The sequence below is a fragment of the Leisingera sp. ABM4_103 genome, from assembly GCF_056158685.1.
Genome location: NZ_JBSWTU010000010.1, coordinates 1 through 15525 on the forward strand (window position 1 = coordinate 1; position 15525 = coordinate 15525).

At 63.4% G+C, this 15525-nt stretch carries 20 protein-coding genes; 19 read left to right on the forward strand and 1 reads right to left on the reverse strand.

Annotation, left to right across the window (positions count from 1 at the left end):
* The 5 genes from ACXAED_RS24955 to ACXAED_RS24975 form a co-directional block, all read left to right on the forward strand.
* Positions 1-554 (forward strand): electron transfer flavoprotein subunit beta/FixA family protein (locus tag ACXAED_RS24955; RefSeq protein WP_475054527.1); only part of this gene is annotated, 554 nt, incomplete at its 5' end.
* A complete protein-coding gene (locus ACXAED_RS24960) occupies positions 554-1480 on the forward strand; it encodes an FAD-binding protein (protein WP_274836317.1) in 927 nt (308 codons plus the stop codon). The genes ACXAED_RS24955 and ACXAED_RS24960, both read left to right, overlap by 1 nt.
* Positions 1477-2676 (forward strand): 3-oxoadipyl-CoA thiolase, encoded by a 1200-nt coding sequence (pcaF, locus tag ACXAED_RS24965; RefSeq protein ID WP_007120599.1) that lies wholly within the window; start codon positions 1477-1479, stop codon positions 2674-2676. Before ACXAED_RS24960 ends, pcaF begins: the two co-directional genes overlap by 4 nt.
* Before the next feature lie 323 nt (positions 2677-2999).
* Complete coding sequence (locus ACXAED_RS24970; protein WP_007120600.1) at positions 3000-3209, forward strand: helix-turn-helix domain-containing protein; 210 nt, start codon at positions 3000-3002, stop codon at positions 3207-3209.
* 76 nt (positions 3210-3285) lie between these two features.
* A complete protein-coding gene (locus ACXAED_RS24975; RefSeq protein WP_007120601.1) occupies positions 3286-3486 on the forward strand; it encodes a hypothetical protein in 201 nt (66 codons plus the stop codon).
* On the opposite strand, the gene ACXAED_RS24980 is transcribed toward ACXAED_RS24975, so the two are convergent.
* Entirely contained in the window at positions 3480-4058 is a 579-nt protein-coding gene (locus ACXAED_RS24980) for a hypothetical protein (protein ID WP_007120602.1), read from the reverse strand. The two genes, ACXAED_RS24975 and ACXAED_RS24980, sit on opposite strands and share 7 nt — an antisense overlap.
* 132 nt (positions 4059-4190) lie before the next feature.
* On the opposite strand from ACXAED_RS24980, the gene ACXAED_RS24985 reads away from it, so the two are divergent.
* The 14 genes from ACXAED_RS24985 to virB11 all read left to right on the forward strand — a co-directional run bounded on the left by ACXAED_RS24985 (position 4191) and on the right by virB11 (position 15507).
* On the forward strand, positions 4191-4505 hold the full coding sequence (locus ACXAED_RS24985; protein ID WP_007120603.1) for a hypothetical protein: 315 nt from the start codon (positions 4191-4193) through the stop codon (positions 4503-4505).
* Between the two features lie 79 nt (positions 4506-4584).
* Entirely contained in the window at positions 4585-5142 is a 558-nt protein-coding gene (locus tag ACXAED_RS24990; protein WP_007120604.1) for a lytic transglycosylase domain-containing protein, read from the forward strand.
* A 16-nt stretch (positions 5143-5158) separates the two neighbouring features.
* A complete protein-coding gene (locus ACXAED_RS24995) occupies positions 5159-5440 on the forward strand; it encodes a TrbC/VirB2 family protein (protein ID WP_007120605.1) in 282 nt (93 codons plus the stop codon).
* Between the two features lie 15 nt (positions 5441-5455).
* On the forward strand, positions 5456-5734 hold the full coding sequence (locus ACXAED_RS25000) for a VirB3 family type IV secretion system protein (RefSeq protein WP_038070148.1): 279 nt from the start codon (positions 5456-5458) through the stop codon (positions 5732-5734).
* Positions 5709-8102 (forward strand): VirB4 family type IV secretion/conjugal transfer ATPase, encoded by a 2394-nt coding sequence (locus tag ACXAED_RS25005; RefSeq protein ID WP_007120607.1) that lies wholly within the window; start codon positions 5709-5711, stop codon positions 8100-8102. The genes ACXAED_RS25000 and ACXAED_RS25005 overlap by 26 nt, the downstream gene beginning before the upstream one ends.
* Positions 8099-8308, forward strand: a complete 210-nt coding sequence (locus ACXAED_RS25010) for a hypothetical protein (protein ID WP_007120608.1) — start codon at positions 8099-8101, stop codon at positions 8306-8308. The genes ACXAED_RS25005 and ACXAED_RS25010 overlap by 4 nt, the downstream gene beginning before the upstream one ends.
* Positions 8305-9417 carry a lytic transglycosylase domain-containing protein gene (locus ACXAED_RS25015; protein WP_007120609.1) on the forward strand — a complete coding sequence of 371 codons (1113 nt, stop codon included), beginning with the start codon at positions 8305-8307 and terminating at the stop codon, positions 9415-9417. The genes ACXAED_RS25010 and ACXAED_RS25015 overlap by 4 nt, the downstream gene beginning before the upstream one ends.
* On the forward strand, positions 9414-10181 hold the full coding sequence (locus ACXAED_RS25020; RefSeq protein WP_274836316.1) for a type IV secretion system protein: 768 nt from the start codon (positions 9414-9416) through the stop codon (positions 10179-10181). The genes ACXAED_RS25015 and ACXAED_RS25020 overlap by 4 nt, the downstream gene beginning before the upstream one ends.
* An 8-nt stretch (positions 10182-10189) precedes the next feature.
* Entirely contained in the window at positions 10190-10615 is a 426-nt protein-coding gene (locus tag ACXAED_RS25025) for a hypothetical protein (protein ID WP_274836315.1), read from the forward strand.
* The gene (locus ACXAED_RS25030) at positions 10616-11629 is read left to right on the forward strand and encodes a TrbL/VirB6 family protein (protein ID WP_274836314.1); all 1014 of its coding nucleotides are present in this window, start codon (positions 10616-10618) and stop codon (positions 11627-11629) included.
* 17 nt (positions 11630-11646) lie between these two features.
* Entirely contained in the window at positions 11647-12327 is a 681-nt protein-coding gene (locus ACXAED_RS25035; RefSeq protein WP_274838960.1) for a VirB8 family type IV secretion system protein, read from the forward strand.
* A gap of 5 nt (positions 12328-12332) precedes the next feature.
* Complete coding sequence (locus tag ACXAED_RS25040; RefSeq protein ID WP_274836312.1) at positions 12333-13067, forward strand: TrbG/VirB9 family P-type conjugative transfer protein; 735 nt, start codon at positions 12333-12335, stop codon at positions 13065-13067.
* A gap of 2 nt (positions 13068-13069) precedes the next feature.
* Complete coding sequence (locus ACXAED_RS25045) at positions 13070-14494, forward strand: TraB/TrbI/VirB10 family type IV secretion system protein (protein WP_274836311.1); 1425 nt, start codon at positions 13070-13072, stop codon at positions 14492-14494.
* Positions 14491-15507, forward strand: a complete 1017-nt coding sequence (virB11, locus tag ACXAED_RS25050; protein WP_274836310.1) for a P-type DNA transfer ATPase VirB11 — start codon at positions 14491-14493, stop codon at positions 15505-15507. Before ACXAED_RS25045 ends, virB11 begins: the two co-directional genes overlap by 4 nt.
* Positions 15508-15525: the final 18 nt, after the last annotated feature.

A 15525-nucleotide genomic window follows, 5' to 3' on the forward strand; every position in this document is an offset into this window, starting at 1 on the left:
AGGAAACGCTGCGCACGGCGCTGGCGATGGGCGCGGACCGGGCGATCCTGGTTGTGGCCGCTGACGACGTGCACCAGGACATCGAGCCGCTGGCCGTGGCCAAGATCCTGAAGGCCGTGATCGACGCCGAGGCACCGGGCCTGGTGATCGCAGGCAAGCAGGCGATCGACAACGACATGAACTCGACCGGCCAGATGCTGGCGGCCCTGCTGGGCTGGGGTCAGGCGACCTATGCCTCTGAGGTTGCGATCGAGGGCGACAGCGCCGTCGTGACCCGCGAAGTGGACGGCGGCCTGCAGACCGTCAAGGTGAAGCTGCCGGCGATCGTCACCGCCGACCTGCGCCTGAACGAGCCGCGCTACGCCTCGCTGCCCAACATCATGAAAGCCAAGAAGAAACCGCTGGACGAGAAGACCGCCGCCGATTTCGGCGTCGATGTCACGCCGCGCCTGACCGTCGTCAAGACGGCAGAGCCCGCCGCGCGCTCGGCCGGGGAAATGGTTGGCTCGGTCGACGAGCTGGTGTCGAAGCTGAAAGAAAAGGGGATCGTGTAATGGCTGTTCTTCTCCTTGCAGAAATCGCCGGTGGTGCACTGGCGCTGGACGCCACTGCCAAGGCGGTGACCGCTGCCAAATCGCTGGGCGATGTGACCGTTCTGGTTGCGGGCCCCGCTGCCGCAGGCGAGGCCGCCGCGAAGATCGACGGCGTGGCAAAGGTTCTGGTGGCGGATGACGCCGCCTATGCCAACGGCCTGGCCGAGCCGGTCGCCGATCTGGTGGTCAGCCTGGCAGGCAATTATGAACATATCGTTGCCCCCTCCACGGCGAGCGCGAAAAACATCCTGCCGCGCGTGGCAGCCCTGCTGGATGTGATGGTTCTGTCGGACGTGACGGCCATCCTGGACGGGTCCACGTTCGAGCGCCCGATCTACGCGGGCAACGCGATGCAGACGGTAAAGTCCAACGATTCCAAGAAGTTACTGACCGTCCGCACCACCGCCTTCGACGCGGCTGGCCAGGGTGGCTCGGCCGCCGTCGAGGCCATCGCAGCAGCCGGCAACGCGGGCCTGAGCGCCTGGGTCGAGGACAAGGTCGCGGCGTCGGATCGTCCGGAACTGACCTCGGCCAAGGTCGTGGTCTCGGGCGGGCGCGGCGTCGGTTCCGAGGAAAATTTCGCGATTATTGAAGCACTTGCGGACAAACTGGGTGCTGCCGTCGGCGCCTCGCGCGCGGCTGTGGACTCTGGGTTCGCACCGAACGACTGGCAGGTCGGCCAGACCGGCAAGGTCGTGGCGCCCGAGCTGTATATCGCGGTCGGGATTTCCGGGGCAATTCAACACCTTGCGGGGATGAAGGACAGTAAGGTCATCGTCGCCATCAACAAGGACGAAGAGGCCCCCATCTTCCAAATCGCCGATTACGGCCTCGTCGCAGACCTCTTCGACGCAGTCCCGGACCTGACAAAGGCACTCAAAGAATGACAAACGTCTATATCTGCGATTACATCCGCACACCAATCGGTCGCTATGGCGGCGCGCTTTCTTCTGTGCGAGCCGACGATCTTGGCGCAATCCCACTCAGGGCCTTGGCCAGCCGAAACCCGGGGCTAGATCTAGCGACCATTGACGAAGTGATTTTTGGCTGCGCCAACCAAGCGGGAGAGGACAACCGTAATGTTGCTCGCATGTCGCTTCTACTAGCTGGATTTCCGGATTGTGTACCGGGGACAACAATGAATCGGTTGTGCGGGTCGGGCATGGATGCGATAATCACGGCCGCCCGCGCTATCAAATCAGGAGAGGCCGATCTCATTGTCGCAGGTGGTGTGGAAAGCATGTCGCGTGCTCCGTTTGTGATGCCAAAAGCTACAACAGTATTCTCGCGCGAGAATAGTGTGGAAGACACCACCATCGGCTGGCGCTTCGTCAATAGACTGATGAAGAGCCAATACGGCGTCGACAGTATGCCTGAAACGGCCGAAAACGTGGCTGAAGTCTTCGGCATCAACCGCGCCGACCAAGATGCTTTCGCCCTACATTCCCAGCAAAAGGCGAGCGTTGCTATGGCGAACGGTCGTTTGGCCCGTGAAATTGTCCCGGTAGAGATTCCTCAGCGAAAGGGGGAGCCAAAGATCGTCGTACAGGATGAACACCCTCGCGCGAGTACGACTTTGGAAGCGCTCGCCCAACTGAAAACTTTCGTAAAAGCGGATGGCACGGTAACCGCAGGGAATTCTTCAGGCGTGAACGATGGTGCCGCAGCATTGATCCTTGCCACCAGCGACGTCGCAAAAAAATTTGGCCTCACGCCGGTCGCAAGGGTCTTGGGCGGCGCAACCGCCGGCGTTGCACCGCGCATCATGGGTTTCGGGCCGGCACCGGCGTCGAAAAAGCTGATGGCGCGACTTGGACTGAAACAAGAAGACTTCTCGGTGATCGAACTTAACGAAGCCTTTGCTTCGCAGGGTCTGGCCACACTACGGCACCTGGGGATCGCGGATGATGATGCCCGCGTGAACCCAAACGGCGGCGCTATTGCTCTCGGCCATCCGCTTGGCATGTCGGGTGCCCGCATCACCGGCTCAGCGATGCTGGACCTCAAACCTGGAGAAAAGTCGTTGTCGACCATGTGTATTGGCGTGGGACAGGGAATTGCAATCGCACTCGAAGCTGTCTGAGGTGCCGTGACAGCCTAAAAATTACCATAATCATGATTACGCGATTATTGGTCGACCCCAAATTTTCCGTGTAGAATTCGCCCTCTACCACCTCCCTGTGGGCGATACCCTGGCGGTACCGGAACCTCTCTCCGGTGCCGCCCTTTCCTGAAAGAACGATTGAACGGCCCATAATGTTTGCGAGACGGATCATCACGTGACCTGCGTTTCGGCAGGCATTCCATTCCGGCGATCTCGCGCCATCCCAAGATTTCTTCTCTGCACTTCCGAATGTAACATATATCGCGTGGCGATATTTCGCGCATCGTGTCCGTTTCAACGGCATGAACTTGCGGGACCGTGTAGCACTAAACATCCAGGAATTGAGACGCGCCCGCAGCCTCAGCCAGGAGGAGCTTGCTCATCGGGCCGATGTGAGTCGCGGCCATATGGGCAAGCTCGAGAACGCCAAGTTCGCGGCCTCCCTCGACCTTCTCGAACGTATCGCCAAAGCACTGAACGTAGATCCAGCAGAGCTCTTCACAAAACGCTAGCCAGTTTTTGCCAGCCCCTGATGCGTCCTGGAGCGGAACGTCTCAAGAGGTAGTCAAATGGAGTGCAGAGAGTTCGATGGGTAAGAAGAAGACAGGCTGGCCCTTCCAGAACGGGTTTCTGAACGACGGTGCGCAGGAGATTCACCTGTTCACCGATTACCGTTGGAATGATGGCTCGGTGAGCCGCCGCTGGCATGTCGATCCAGAACGCTTTGATGCTTGTCTGGTCGAGCTTCGCCCAGTTTCCCTGAAGGCATCAGACCGTTCGGATCAGTAGGAGAACCACTCCGAGTGGCCCATGTTGCCCTCGTAGTCGCCGTATTCAACCATGATACTGCGCAAATAGAAGTACGAGGAACCTCCGCCGGTCGGATAGGCGATCTCCTGACCGCCTTCCGATACGAATGCCTCGGGCCAGGGCGTGTGGGATCGGTAGACCCGCTGGATGTACCGGCAGGTGCGGTTCTCTCGGTCGCAGGAACGGAGAGACCAGTCCCAATACTGTTCACCTCCCCTTTCTCTATAGGCTTGACCGGTGAACCAGATCACATGGGTGCGGTTCAGCCATTCGTATTCGGGCAGAGTGGTGTCGAGCTCGCCCTCCCCGCCGGGCCCGCCCAGCTCGACCGGCACATGTGCGAAGGTGCAGACCCCGAAGGGCGGCAGGCTCGGCCAGGGCGTGATGCGGCGGATCATAGTGCGATAGGCCCGTGCACAGACTGCGCTCGGGGGGAAGCCGCCAGCCATGCAGAGCATGATGGCGCAGTCGATGTCATAGGCCTGCGCCTTCCCCGGGGCTCCGAACACCGCCATCACCCCCATCGCCGCTGCCATCGCCTGTCGCTTCATGTCGCTCTCCCGCAAAAGTTGCGCAGACTATCGCGCAATATGTATTTATCTGCAATATGTCGTATTGACTCCATATGACTTTATGGATTTAAGCGCAGGAAGTAGAAGGGCTCTCGTGGGGAGAGTCCGAACATGCCGATAGCGCGCAACCAGATCCTGATCACCATCGATGGTGTCAAAGACCTGTCCGAACAGGGCATCGCGTTCCGCTGCCGGTATGAACTCGTGGGGTTCACGGACGATGGCAAGCCGCGCTACCAGTGCATCTACCTGCGCGAGGGTGAGCCGGAAGCCATTCTGGTCTCGACCCGGATCACCCCGCACGGGCCTGAGCCGCGGTATTTCAACATATGGCCAGGGCTCTTCAAACATCATCTCGAGTTCGGTGACGGGCGCGATCTGCGCTTTGGTCCTGACTACAGCATCACCCTCGAGGAGCGCGGCTGACGTTATCGCCTTCGGCCGCGACGGCACAGCCCGGACTTCGGGCTGGACCTTTCACGGTGAGCGCCCTGCCTGGGCTGGTTTGGAACATAGCGCTGAAGCCGAGGTCGTTCTGGCCTCGTTGGACGCCACGCCGCCTTCCAGTCGCGACGACACCCTCTCCCTGATCCGCACGACTGCCGTCCGCCACCAGGGGAACCGTGCCCTGCGGCAGGTCAGCCTTGATGCGGACGACTGGCAAATTCTGTTCCGCGCCCTGGTCGAGGCTGAAAGCAGCTACAACCCGACCGCCGTCAGCCCGAAGGATGCCTATGGTCTTGGCCAGCTGATGCCGGATACTGCCCGTGCGCTCGGCGTCGATCCGCGCGATCCCTCCCAGAACCTCGATGGCGCGGCGCGGTATCTGCTCGCACAACTCGGAACGTTCAAGGACATCGACTTGGCGCTCGCGGCCTACAATGCCGGACCGCACCGGGTGGTCGAGTATTCCGGCATCCCGCCTTTCATCGAGACCCGCGACTACATCGCGCGCATCCACCGGATCCGGTCCCGACTTGCGGGTACACCTGTTTCCGCGCCGGACATCCGCGTCGCAGACCGGGTTCCAGCCCGCGCGCCGGTCCTCATCGATCTTCAGTAAAACAAGGGAACTTCGCATGCTTCGACATCGCCTCAGCCGCCTCTTGCCTGCCACCACAACCTTGGCGGCTCTCGCAAGCCCTGCCTTCGCGCAGGACTTGTCGCCGATCCAGACCATGCTGGAAACCGTCGAGGCCGCGCTGACCGGTCCGATTGGGATCGCGGTTGCCACACTCGCCGTCATCGGCACTGGTTTCATGTGCATGATGGGGCGGCTGAACTGGGGCTGGTTCGCCTCGGTCATCATCGGGATCGTGCTGATCTTCTCGGCCGGCACCATCGTCGACGGCTTCTCCTGAGGTTGGAGAATAGAGTTGGCAGAACGATCCCCCCTTTTTCTGGGCCTCGCCCGACCGCCCAAGTATCTGGGCCTCCCTGTCGGATACCTCGTGGTGCTGGCGACCGGGGTCGTTCTGCCGTTCATCTGGACCAAGTCCATGGTCTTCTTCCTGATCGGCCTCGTCGCCTATCCGATCCTCTGGTTCGTCGCCGACCGCGAGCCGCATTTCTTCGAGGTCCTGCGCGTTTCCTACGGCTCGGTGCGCCCGACGAAGAACCGCGCCCTGCATGGAGGCGACAGCTTTGGCGCTTGATGCGGGCACACTTTCCACTCACGGAACCGCTCTGCTTCAGGCTGGCGGCGGGGAGTTCGCGCGGGAGAGCTATCTCGCTGATCACCTGCCGTATTTCGCGCTTGCCGATGACGATGTGATGGTGCTGCGCGAGGGCGATCTGATGGCGACCCTGCGCCTTGATGGTCTGAACCCGATGACCAGCGAAGACGCACGGCTCGATGCGCTCAAGCGCGCGGTTGCCGCCATCGTCGCCCAGACCGGCAATGCCTTCGGCTTTTACATCCACCGCATCTCCGTGCCACAGGATCTGGGGATGCGCCCCATCGAGGGCGACAGCTTCGCCGCCGCGATAGATGCCCGCTGGCAGGCCCATGTGAAAGACCTGCGCCCGGCCAAGCGCCAACTCTATCTCAGCGTGATCCGGCGCCCCGATATCTCCGCGCGCATTCCATTCCTTCGGACGCTGGCCCGCAAAGCCTGGGTCAAGGACCGCGCGACGCGCCTGCAGGAGCTGAACGAGGTCATGGGCTTTTTCGAGGTGGCTCTGTCTTCGGCCAACCCTGTGCGCCTGACCCGCACGGGTGGTGAATGGCTGGGCTATCTAAACACGCTGAACGCGGGCAGCTTCTCCCCCATAGCCTTCGGACAAAGCGCTCTGCCTCTTTCACATATTTTGAGCAATTGCCGCGCGACCTTCGACGGCGACGTCGTCACCCTGACCGACGCCGTGACTGGGCGGGTCAAATACGGCGCGCTCTTTTCGATGAAGACCTACCCGGCATTGACCGATGTGACGCTGCTCGACGCGCTCGACCTGCCGCTCGACATCGTGCTCACGAACTCCTTCAGCCCGATCCCGAACAACATCATGGCCGAACGCATCCAGCGCATCATCCGCCAGATGCAGGCCTCCGACGATGCGGCCGTCTCCCTGCGCGAACAATTGGGCCAGGCTGCCGACGACCAGGAGGCAGGACGCATCGCCTTCGGGGACCATCACCTCTCCATCGCGGTCTACGCGCCGGACCGCGACACGCTCGAACGGGCCGCCGCCCAGATCAAACGCGTGGGTCAGGAGATCATGTCCGTCATCGTGCGCGAGAACATGGCGCTGAAAGCCACCTACTTCGCACAATCCCCCGGCAATTTCGGCTACCGCGCTCGCAAGACGCCGATTTCCTCCATCAATTTCGCCGACTTCGCAGCTCTGCATGGTAGCGTCGAAGGACGCGGTCCTGATCAGTCGCCCTGGGGTCAGACCATTTCGGTCCTGCCCACGGTCGGCACCTCTGGTTATCGCTTCAATTTCCACGAGGCGGGAGCCCCAGGCAAGGAACCGACCGTTGGCCATACGCTGGTTCTGGGGCGCACCGGGACCGGCAAGACGCTCACCACTGCCTTTCTCGCAGCGCAGGCGCAGCGGGTCGGCGCACGGCTTTTCTTCTTCGACAAGGATCGCGGCCTGGAGATGGCCGTGCGCGCCCTCGGCGGGCGCTATAACGAAATCCGGGCTGGCGTGCCGACAGGTCTGAACCCGCTCGCCACCGAAACCGACGAGCGCGGCCGCGCCTGGCTCTCGGACTGGCTTGCGACACTTCTCACACGGAATGGCACGCTCTCGGGCGAGCAATCCCGCCATATCCAAAGCGCGGTCGGCCAGAACGCCGATGCGGGGGCGGCGCTGCAGCGTTTCGCCAGTTTCGAGACCCTGTTCCAGTCACTCGATGATGATGGCGAGCTGCAATCCCGCGTTGCCGAATGGGCCCCCGGCGGGCGCTATGGCTGGGTGTTCGACGAGCCCGAGCGCGGCGCGGGCCTCAAGCTCACGGGCGACATCGTCGGGTTTGATATGACCGAGATCCTCGACATGACGACCGAGCGCATGGCGGTACTCTCCTACATCTTCCGCCAGATCGAACGCGTGGTCGAAGACCGCCGTCCCACCATCATCGTGCTCGACGAAGCGTGGAAGCTCTTGGACGATCCGTATTTCGGGGCGCGGCTGGAAAACTGGCTGGTGACGCTTCGCAAGATGAACTGCGTCGTCATCATGATGACGCAGTATCCGAGCCAGTTGCGCGACAGCCGCGTCGGCAAAACCATCGTCGAGACGGTGCCGACGCAGATCCTCTTCCCGAACGATCGCGCCACCGTCTCCGATTACGATTTTCTCCGCGTCAACGCCAAGGAGGCTGCCCTTCTCGTGCAGCCGACCATCGGCCAGCGCATCGCGCTTATCCGCTCGGCGGGCGACAGCGTCTTCGTCGATGCCGATCTCTCCGCACTTGGCGACCTCCTTCCCATCCTTGGCGGCGGCGCCACTGGCGAGGCCCGCGTGCCTGCCGATTGGCGCGCCAATCCCGATTTCTGGAGACATGTGATATGAGTTCGAAACCCCTCCTCGCGCTTTGCGCCGCCGCGAGCCTTCTTTCCGCTTGCGAGAAATACACCGAGAAAACCTCGCCCTGTTTCGGACGCAATGGCGAGCCGCAAGTGACGCGGTCCGCCCTGTCCTTCTCGACCATGGGCGCACCGGTGCAGGAGACGGCCAAGCCTGACTGCACCTTCGAGCCCCTGCCCCGTTCGGAATGAGCCGCGCCGCGATCATATCCGCCGGGCTCTGCCTCGGCCTCAGCGCCCTGCCTGCGCATGCCCAGGGCGTGCCGACACAGGACAATTCCGCGATCGGTCGCGCCATCGCCCGGGTGAGGGCATTGGCCGAGGATCTAAGCGTCCAGCAGGACAAGGATCGGACCGAGTCCACGCTGGCGGATGTGCAGGCCGACCAGCTGCGCGTCCTCGAGGAAATGACCGCTGCCATTACCGGGCCTGGCTTCGACATCCGTGCGCTCGAGGGCAATGCGGATTTCGGGGTGGCGGCGGTCTATCCCAATACCGATCCAAGCCCGATGAACAGCCGCCTCTTCGGCGAGGGCCGCGAGACGGTCGAGATGATGATCGTCGAGGTCGCCGGCGAGTTCGCAGGCGCGCCCGGTGTGGCCCGCGCCGGTCTCTCGGCCACCCAGTGGCGCTGCCTCTTCCAGGCTCTGATTAAACAGGAGAGTCGCTTCAACGTCGCCGCTGAAAGCCCGGTCGGGGCTTATGGCCTGACCCAGCTCATGCCTGGCACCGCCTCCGATCTCGGCGTCGACCGCTATGACGTGAAAGACAACCTCCGCGGCGGCGCGCGCTATATCACCACCCAGCTCAACCGCTTCGGCAACATACCCCATGCGCTCGCGGCCTATAACGCGGGGCCGGGTCGGGTCATCGAATACGGGGGCGTGCCGCCCTTTGCCGAGACCCAAGGCTATGTGCGCAACATCTCGAAATTCTACAACGAATACCTCGCTGTGGTGGGCGGTGCCGACGCGCTTGGCACGCTCTCGCCCTCGGATTTTGCGCTCGCCGAATATGCCAGCATCTCCGAGGCGGGCGTCTATTACGCCGCCGACAGTTCGGCAACGACCGAGCAAGTGATCAACCGCCTCCGCGCGATCATCCTGCAGATCGATGCGCAACCCAATGCCAAGGCGGCCTGGGAACTCAACACCTACGCCAAGGCCGAGATTGGCCGCATCCTCAACCTTCGCGTCCGGCTGATGGCCGCCAACCAGCAGCGCGAGGCGGTCTATGCGCAGCACCTCGTCGCAGACCGGTTGGCGGAGCGCGACTTCATGCAGATGGGAGTTCCCGAATGAGACAGCTTCTCCTGACCGTGGCCGCGGTCGCCACACTCGGGTTTACCTCGCCCGCAACGGCCCAGGGCGTCCCAACCTTTGATGGCTCGCAGCTTGGTCAACTCGTGGCGCAGCTCGAACACATGGCCGAGGACCTGAATGTCCAGATGCAGCAGCTCGCCACAATGCGGCTGGAACTGGAAACCCAGCTCTCGCAGCTCACGAACCTCGAGGCGCAACTGACCTCGCTCATTGAAGGCAGCGGGCTCGGAGAACTCTTCGCCACGGTCGAAGAATTCCGAGCGCTGCGCGGCAAGCTGGTGGCGCCCCTCAATACCGCACAATCGCTGGCAAGCGGCGATTTTCTCAGCGGCTTCAATCCGGGTGCAGAACTCTCGGCCTCGGTCGAACGGGTGCTTTCGGGCAGCGGGTTTACTTCGGAACGCCTGAGCACGCTTTCGGGCTCCGATCAGCCCGCCGACAACCGCATCGCCGCCTCGGCCGGGGCCAGTGCCATGCTCTCCGTCGCGGCACAGGAAAGCCACGAAGAAGCGGGCCAAAGCCTTGAGCGGCTCGAGACCATGGTCGGGCTGATCGACGATCAGGATGGCTTGAAGGCTGCCGTCGATCTCAACACCCGCGTCACCGCCGAGCTTGGCATCATCCTGACCCAGATCTGGCGGCTGGAAGCGGCGCAAGGCGTCAGCGCCGGCCAGCTTGGCGTCGTCGATGCCGCGACCCTCGCGGACGAGCGCAAGTTCCGCTCGATGGCGGTGGATCCATGAGGAAGTTCATGACCCACAACTTGGCGCCAATTAGGGCGCTTGGTCTCGCGGTTATGGTCCTGGCATCCCTGCCCTGTGCCGTGCGGGCCCAGACCCCGACCACGGACCCGTCCGGCGACACGTCCTTCAACTCGATGGCCATCGCACGGGATGAGGCCGACGCCTGCCGTGTCCCAAAACCGCCCACCGATCTGGCCGAAACCGCCTATCTGCGCAATGGCTACCGCGCGATCTTGCGCATCCTGATTGCCGAAGAGGCGCTCGCTTCGGAAACCTGCACCTGCCTGCTGGATCAGTTCGCCTGGGATCAGGTGCTTGCCGCCCTGCCCCGGTTCAAGACCTCGGACAACCCGCGCCTGCCCTTCAACGTGCTCGAGCTCTACGCCAAGGCGGACGCGCTCGAGGCGCAAGTTGTGGAGGCCTGTGCGGAGTAAATGGGGATCATTCGCGACATCCTGAGCCAGGTCGACACCGCGGTGGATACCGTGGCGCAGGACGGCTTTGTCTCCTCGGCAGCCTCGGTCGGTAATGTCATCTCGGCGGGCGCGACGCTCCTTGTCGTCCTCCTTGGCATCAACGCCGTGATGCAGCTCCGCCCCCTGCCCTTCGGCACGGGCTTTGCCTTCGGGATGAAAGTGGCACTGGTGGGGATCTTCGCGCAGAGCTGGGATAATTTCAGCGTCATCTATGACATCGTCACGCGGGTGCCGGACTCTGTCGGCGCCTCGATCCTCGCGCTCACCGGCTCGGGCGACGAAGCCGGGGTCTATGAAAGCCTCGACAATATGGTCGCCCGCATCACCGCCTATGGCGACACGATTGGTGATCGCGCGGGCTGGGTCTTCGGCGCGGTCCTGGGCGCGATCTTCTTCGTCCTTTCCGCCGTCTTCGCCGCGGTCACCGCCGGAATCATCGCCTTCGCCCGCATCGTCTTCGCGCTGATGATCGTCATCGCCCCCTTCATGATCGTGACCTCGCTCTTCAAGCCGACCCAATCCCTCTTCGAGGCCTGGACCCGCGCCACCATCGGCTATGCGCTCATGCCCGTCGCCGCTGCCGGGGCTGCGGGCATCATCGTCGCCATCGCCGAGGCCATCGGGGATGCCTCGGCCGATCCCGGCGATGTCGAAACCGTCAGCCTCATCCTGCCATTCCTCGTCATCCTGATCCTCAGCGCCGGGATCATGGCCTCGGTGCCCTACATCGCCTCCAACCTCACCGGCGTTGTCGGCATTGCCTCGAATGCCGTGGGTCTTACCGGCCTCGCGCGGCAGGGCTTCGTGAACACGCGCCAGTATGGCACGGGTGCCGCCTCGCGCCTCGTCACCGGCAAGTCTCCACACGAGCTGAACCAGATGGCCAATGCGGGTGTGGTGAAGACCGGCGAGATGATCCGGCAAAGCCCCGGCGCGCTTCTCTCCGCCGCCAAGGCTTTCCGCAAACCCTGATGTGAAAGACGACTGACTTGAAGAAGCTTGTGACCAGTTCCCCCGCGCCCGACCGCGACGCTTTTGAGGCGGATTTCATCTACGGGCCAAGACGGCGCGAGCGTTTCGCCTGGTTTGTCGCGGCGGCAGGCGTGCTGGTCGGTGTGACAGGCATGGTTGCGGGCGCGAGCCTCTTTCCGCTCAAGTCCACCGAGACCTTCGTGGTCGTGGTCGACAAGGAAACCGGCGAGATGGACCGCGTGGCCGCCGTACAGGCGCTGACGCTCTCGGAAAGTGACGCTATCATCCAGGCCAACCTCGTGGCCTATGTCGATGATCGGGAAACCTATGACCTGACCGATGGCGAGCAGCGGATCAACTCGGTCCTCGACCGCTCGGATGGTGACGCCGCCCGCACATTGCGCGATCTCTGGTCCTCTACCAATGAGGACTATCCGATCACCGTCTATGGGCGCGACGCCAAGATCGAGGTGGTCATCAAGTCCGTCAACCAGATCGAGCGCGGCGTGGCCCAGGTCCGCTTCACCCGCACGCTGCGCCGCCCGCGCGATACCCGCACCGTGACCCGGTCTTACGTCGCGACCGTCGGCTACGACTTCCAACCCGAAACCCGCCAGCGCCTTCAGGACGTCTGGGCCAACCCCTTGGGCTTCGTGGTGACCTCCTACCGCGTCGACGCCGAGACCCTGGAGAACTGACCCAAATGAGATCTCTACCTGCGCTCCTCACCACGCTTCTCCTGGCGCTTGCTCTTCCTGTTGCAGCCATCGCCGAGGCCACGCCGCAAGGCGGCCCGCTCGACATCCGCATTCGCACCGCGGTCTACAACGAGAACCAGGTCTACCGGATCGAAACTGACTTGCGGCATTCGACCACAATTCATTTCGGGGCCGGGGAGAGGTTCGAGGCGGTGATTGTCGGCGACACCGAAAGCTTCCAGGTCGATCCGATCCCCGAGCTTGGCAATGTTCTCACGATCAAACCGCATGTGGCCAATGCCTCGACCAACATGACGGTGATCACCAACCGCCGCACCTATTCCTTCCATCTGCGCGAGGGCTCGATCCCGAACCGCACCGGCATGTTCTTCGAAGTCCGCTTCCGTTATCCCGACGAAGAACGCCGCGCGGCGGGTGCGACCCAGCCCAAGGGATTCGAGGCCCCGCGCAACTACAACTACCGCGTCTCGGGCGAGGGCGACTTCCGCCCCAGCCATATCTATGACGATGGGCGCTACACGTATTTCGTCTTCCCGGAGAACGGTCGCCAGCCCGCCCTCTTCAAGGCCGATGACCAGGGCCGTGAGCGCACGGTCAACTGGACCCAGCAAGGCAACACGGTCCGGGTGCTTGGGGTGAACACCTACTGGTCGCTGCGTATCGGCGATGAGGCGATCTGCGCCTGGCGCGACGAGAGCGCCATCTACGTGAGCAACTGACCATGGCCGAACAAACCCCTCCCGACCTTCAGGACCGTCTCGACCAGTTCAGCCAGCGCGGCAAGTCCAAGCCCCGCGGAAACAGCCTCGGGGTCGGCGCGCTCGCGGCCGCCCTCGCCCTTGGCGGGGCCGGGGTCGCGTATTTTCTGGCCACCGGTCTGCAGGAAGGTGACAGTGCGCTTGAGACCTCCGATGTCGAGACCTTTCAGGACCGCCGCCCCGGCTCCGGCGGGCGGCTGAAGTTTCCGCCCGACGAGACCGAGCAACGGGTCAATGACGCACTGATCGCCGTCGAGGAAGCGCTCGACGTGCCCGCCGCCCCTGCCCCGGAACCGAGCGCCGAGGTGCTGGCCGAAATCGCCAAGCTCCGCGAAGCCCTCGCCGCCAGCCAGGCTGCCCGCAACTCGGAAATCCAATCCGCTGTCGCGGACCTGCGCGAGGCCTTCGACGAGCAAAAGGCCGCGCTCGAAGCAACGCTCGCCGCAAAGGAAACCGAGCTGGCAAACCTCCAACGCCAGACCGAGACTCGCATCGAGGGGCTGCAGGCCATGCTCGATGCCGAACGGGCGCAGCGCGAGGGGCTTGAGGCCGAGCTCGATCGCGAAGGGGTGATCGCCGATCAGCGCCTTCTCGAACAACGCCGGCGTCAGGAAGAGGAGCAGCGTCTGCGCGAGGCCGAACGCATCGCCGAGGAGCTTCTGACTGCCCAGATCAAATCCCCCGCCGTGGTCTATGCGGACGGTCCACGTGGTGGTGCGAGTGGCGCGGCGGTGGCCGATCCTGCCGCCGCTGGCGCAAGTGGACCGGCCCTCTCGGGCAACGAGCAGTTCTTGCAGAGTGCGCGACCGCTCGAGGTGCAGGAGGCCGCCCGCCTCATCCATCCCGAACGCACGCTGACCCAAGGATCCGTCATCCAGGCGGCGCTGCAAACCGCTATTAACAGCGATCTGCCCGGCTCCGTTGTCGCGGTGGTCTCCGAGCCGGTGCTGGCGTTTTCCGGAGACCGGATCCTGATCCCCCGGGGCTCCCGCCTTTTTGGCCAATACCGCTCCGGGATCGAAATGCACCAGAAGCGCATCCTGATCCTCTGGACCCGCGTCCTCACCCCGGACGGCACTTCGATGGAAATCGCCGCCGTGGGCGGGGACCAGCTCGGGCGCTCGGGCCTCACCGGTCTGGTAGACACCAAGTTCGCCGAGCGCTTCGGCGGAGCGGCGCTGATCTCCGTAATCGGGGCGGCGCCAGCCGTCGCGGCCGAAAGCGCCAACAATGAAACCACCAGCGTCGTTCTGGGCGATGTCGGCAGCGACCTGCAGGATGCCGTCGGCTCGGTCATCGCCGACCAGGTGTCGATCGCGCCGACGATCTATGTCGATCAGGGCGCCTCGGTCACCGTGCTCGTGGACCGGGATGTGGTGATATATTGACCCGGACTGACAGCCCAGCCTCTTACCTCGAGCGGTATCTCGACCCGTTCCGCGATCTTCTAAGGCGTGACGACGTGGTCGAGATCGCGATCAACCCGGACGGCAACGTCTGGCTCGAGGTCGCGGGTGACGCCACCATGCGCCACGAAGGCCAGACCGTGGACCGGACGACCGCGCTCAACATGGCCCAAACCATCGTCGGCGATGCCAAGGCCCGCGTCTCTGAAAAGAACCCGCTCGTCTCCGGCAAGGTGGAATATGCAGGCCGGCCCCTCCGGGTCCAGGTCGCCGTGCCGCCCGCCATCGATCGCGGCGCCTCGATCACCATCCGCCTCTTTGCCTCGGGCAGCGTCCGGGATTACGCCCCCGCCTATCTCTTCGGCAAAGCCGTCTCGCTCGATGCCCTCCGCGCCGAGAAGATGAAAAACATCGCCTCCCTCGCCGAAGAGAACCTTGAGGCCGCGCTGCAAACCCTGGTCGAGGCGCGGCTCAACGTCCTGATCAGCGGCGGCACCTCAACCGGCAAAACCACGTTCGCTCGTCACCTCCTGACGCATGTCAGTGAGCACGAACGGCTGATCACCATTGAGGACGCCTTCGAACTCTTCCCCGGCCAGCCGAACACGGTCGCCCTCCTGGCCGACCGCGGTTCCGGCTCGCAACGCAGCGCCAACGCCCTCCTGCAGGCCTCCCTCCGCATGCGCCCTGACCGGATTATCGTCGGCGAGCTGCGCGGCGCAGAGGCCCTGACCTATCTCGAAGCCATCAACACCGGCCATGGCGGGTCGGTCTCAACCATCCACGCCGAAACCGCAGAACTCGCCATCGACCGGCTTGCAATCATGGTACTGCAGGCTGGCACACCGCTGACATTCGCAGAAGTGCGGGAATACATCCGCAAGTCCATCGATGTGATCGTCCAGCTCGGGCGGGCCGAGGGGAAGCGGGGGATTACGGAGTTTTATCTGCCGGGTGGAGGCAAACGCCGCCCCGATCTCTCCTTACCAAGTTAGGCCCATCGCACTACAAAT

Coding starts and splice junctions, on each gene's coding strand:
- ACXAED_RS24975 (WP_007120601.1), top strand. CDS start 3,286: ATGGGTAAGAAGAAGACAGGCTGGCCCTTCCAGAACGGGTTTCTGAAC.
- ACXAED_RS25005 (WP_007120607.1), top strand. CDS start 5,709: ATGGAGGCGACAGCTTTGGCGCTTGATGCGGGCACACTTTCCACTCAC.
- ACXAED_RS25020 (WP_274836316.1), top strand. CDS start 9,414: ATGAGACAGCTTCTCCTGACCGTGGCCGCGGTCGCCACACTCGGGTTT.
- ACXAED_RS25010 (WP_007120608.1), top strand. CDS start 8,099: ATGAGTTCGAAACCCCTCCTCGCGCTTTGCGCCGCCGCGAGCCTTCTT.
- ACXAED_RS25040 (WP_274836312.1), top strand. CDS start 12,333: ATGAGATCTCTACCTGCGCTCCTCACCACGCTTCTCCTGGCGCTTGCT.
- ACXAED_RS25045 (WP_274836311.1), top strand. CDS start 13,070: ATGGCCGAACAAACCCCTCCCGACCTTCAGGACCGTCTCGACCAGTTC.
- ACXAED_RS24995 (WP_007120605.1), top strand. CDS start 5,159: ATGCTTCGACATCGCCTCAGCCGCCTCTTGCCTGCCACCACAACCTTG.
- ACXAED_RS24960 (WP_274836317.1), top strand. CDS start 554: ATGGCTGTTCTTCTCCTTGCAGAAATCGCCGGTGGTGCACTGGCGCTG.
- ACXAED_RS24980 (WP_007120602.1), bottom strand. CDS start 4,058: ATGAAGCGACAGGCGATGGCAGCGGCGATGGGGGTGATGGCGGTGTTC.
- ACXAED_RS24970 (WP_007120600.1), top strand. CDS start 3,000: ATGAACTTGCGGGACCGTGTAGCACTAAACATCCAGGAATTGAGACGC.
- ACXAED_RS25015 (WP_007120609.1), top strand. CDS start 8,305: ATGAGCCGCGCCGCGATCATATCCGCCGGGCTCTGCCTCGGCCTCAGC.
- ACXAED_RS25025 (WP_274836315.1), top strand. CDS start 10,190: ATGACCCACAACTTGGCGCCAATTAGGGCGCTTGGTCTCGCGGTTATG.
- ACXAED_RS25030 (WP_274836314.1), top strand. CDS start 10,616: ATGGGGATCATTCGCGACATCCTGAGCCAGGTCGACACCGCGGTGGAT.
- pcaF (WP_007120599.1), top strand. CDS start 1,477: ATGACAAACGTCTATATCTGCGATTACATCCGCACACCAATCGGTCGC.
- ACXAED_RS24985 (WP_007120603.1), top strand. CDS start 4,191: ATGCCGATAGCGCGCAACCAGATCCTGATCACCATCGATGGTGTCAAA.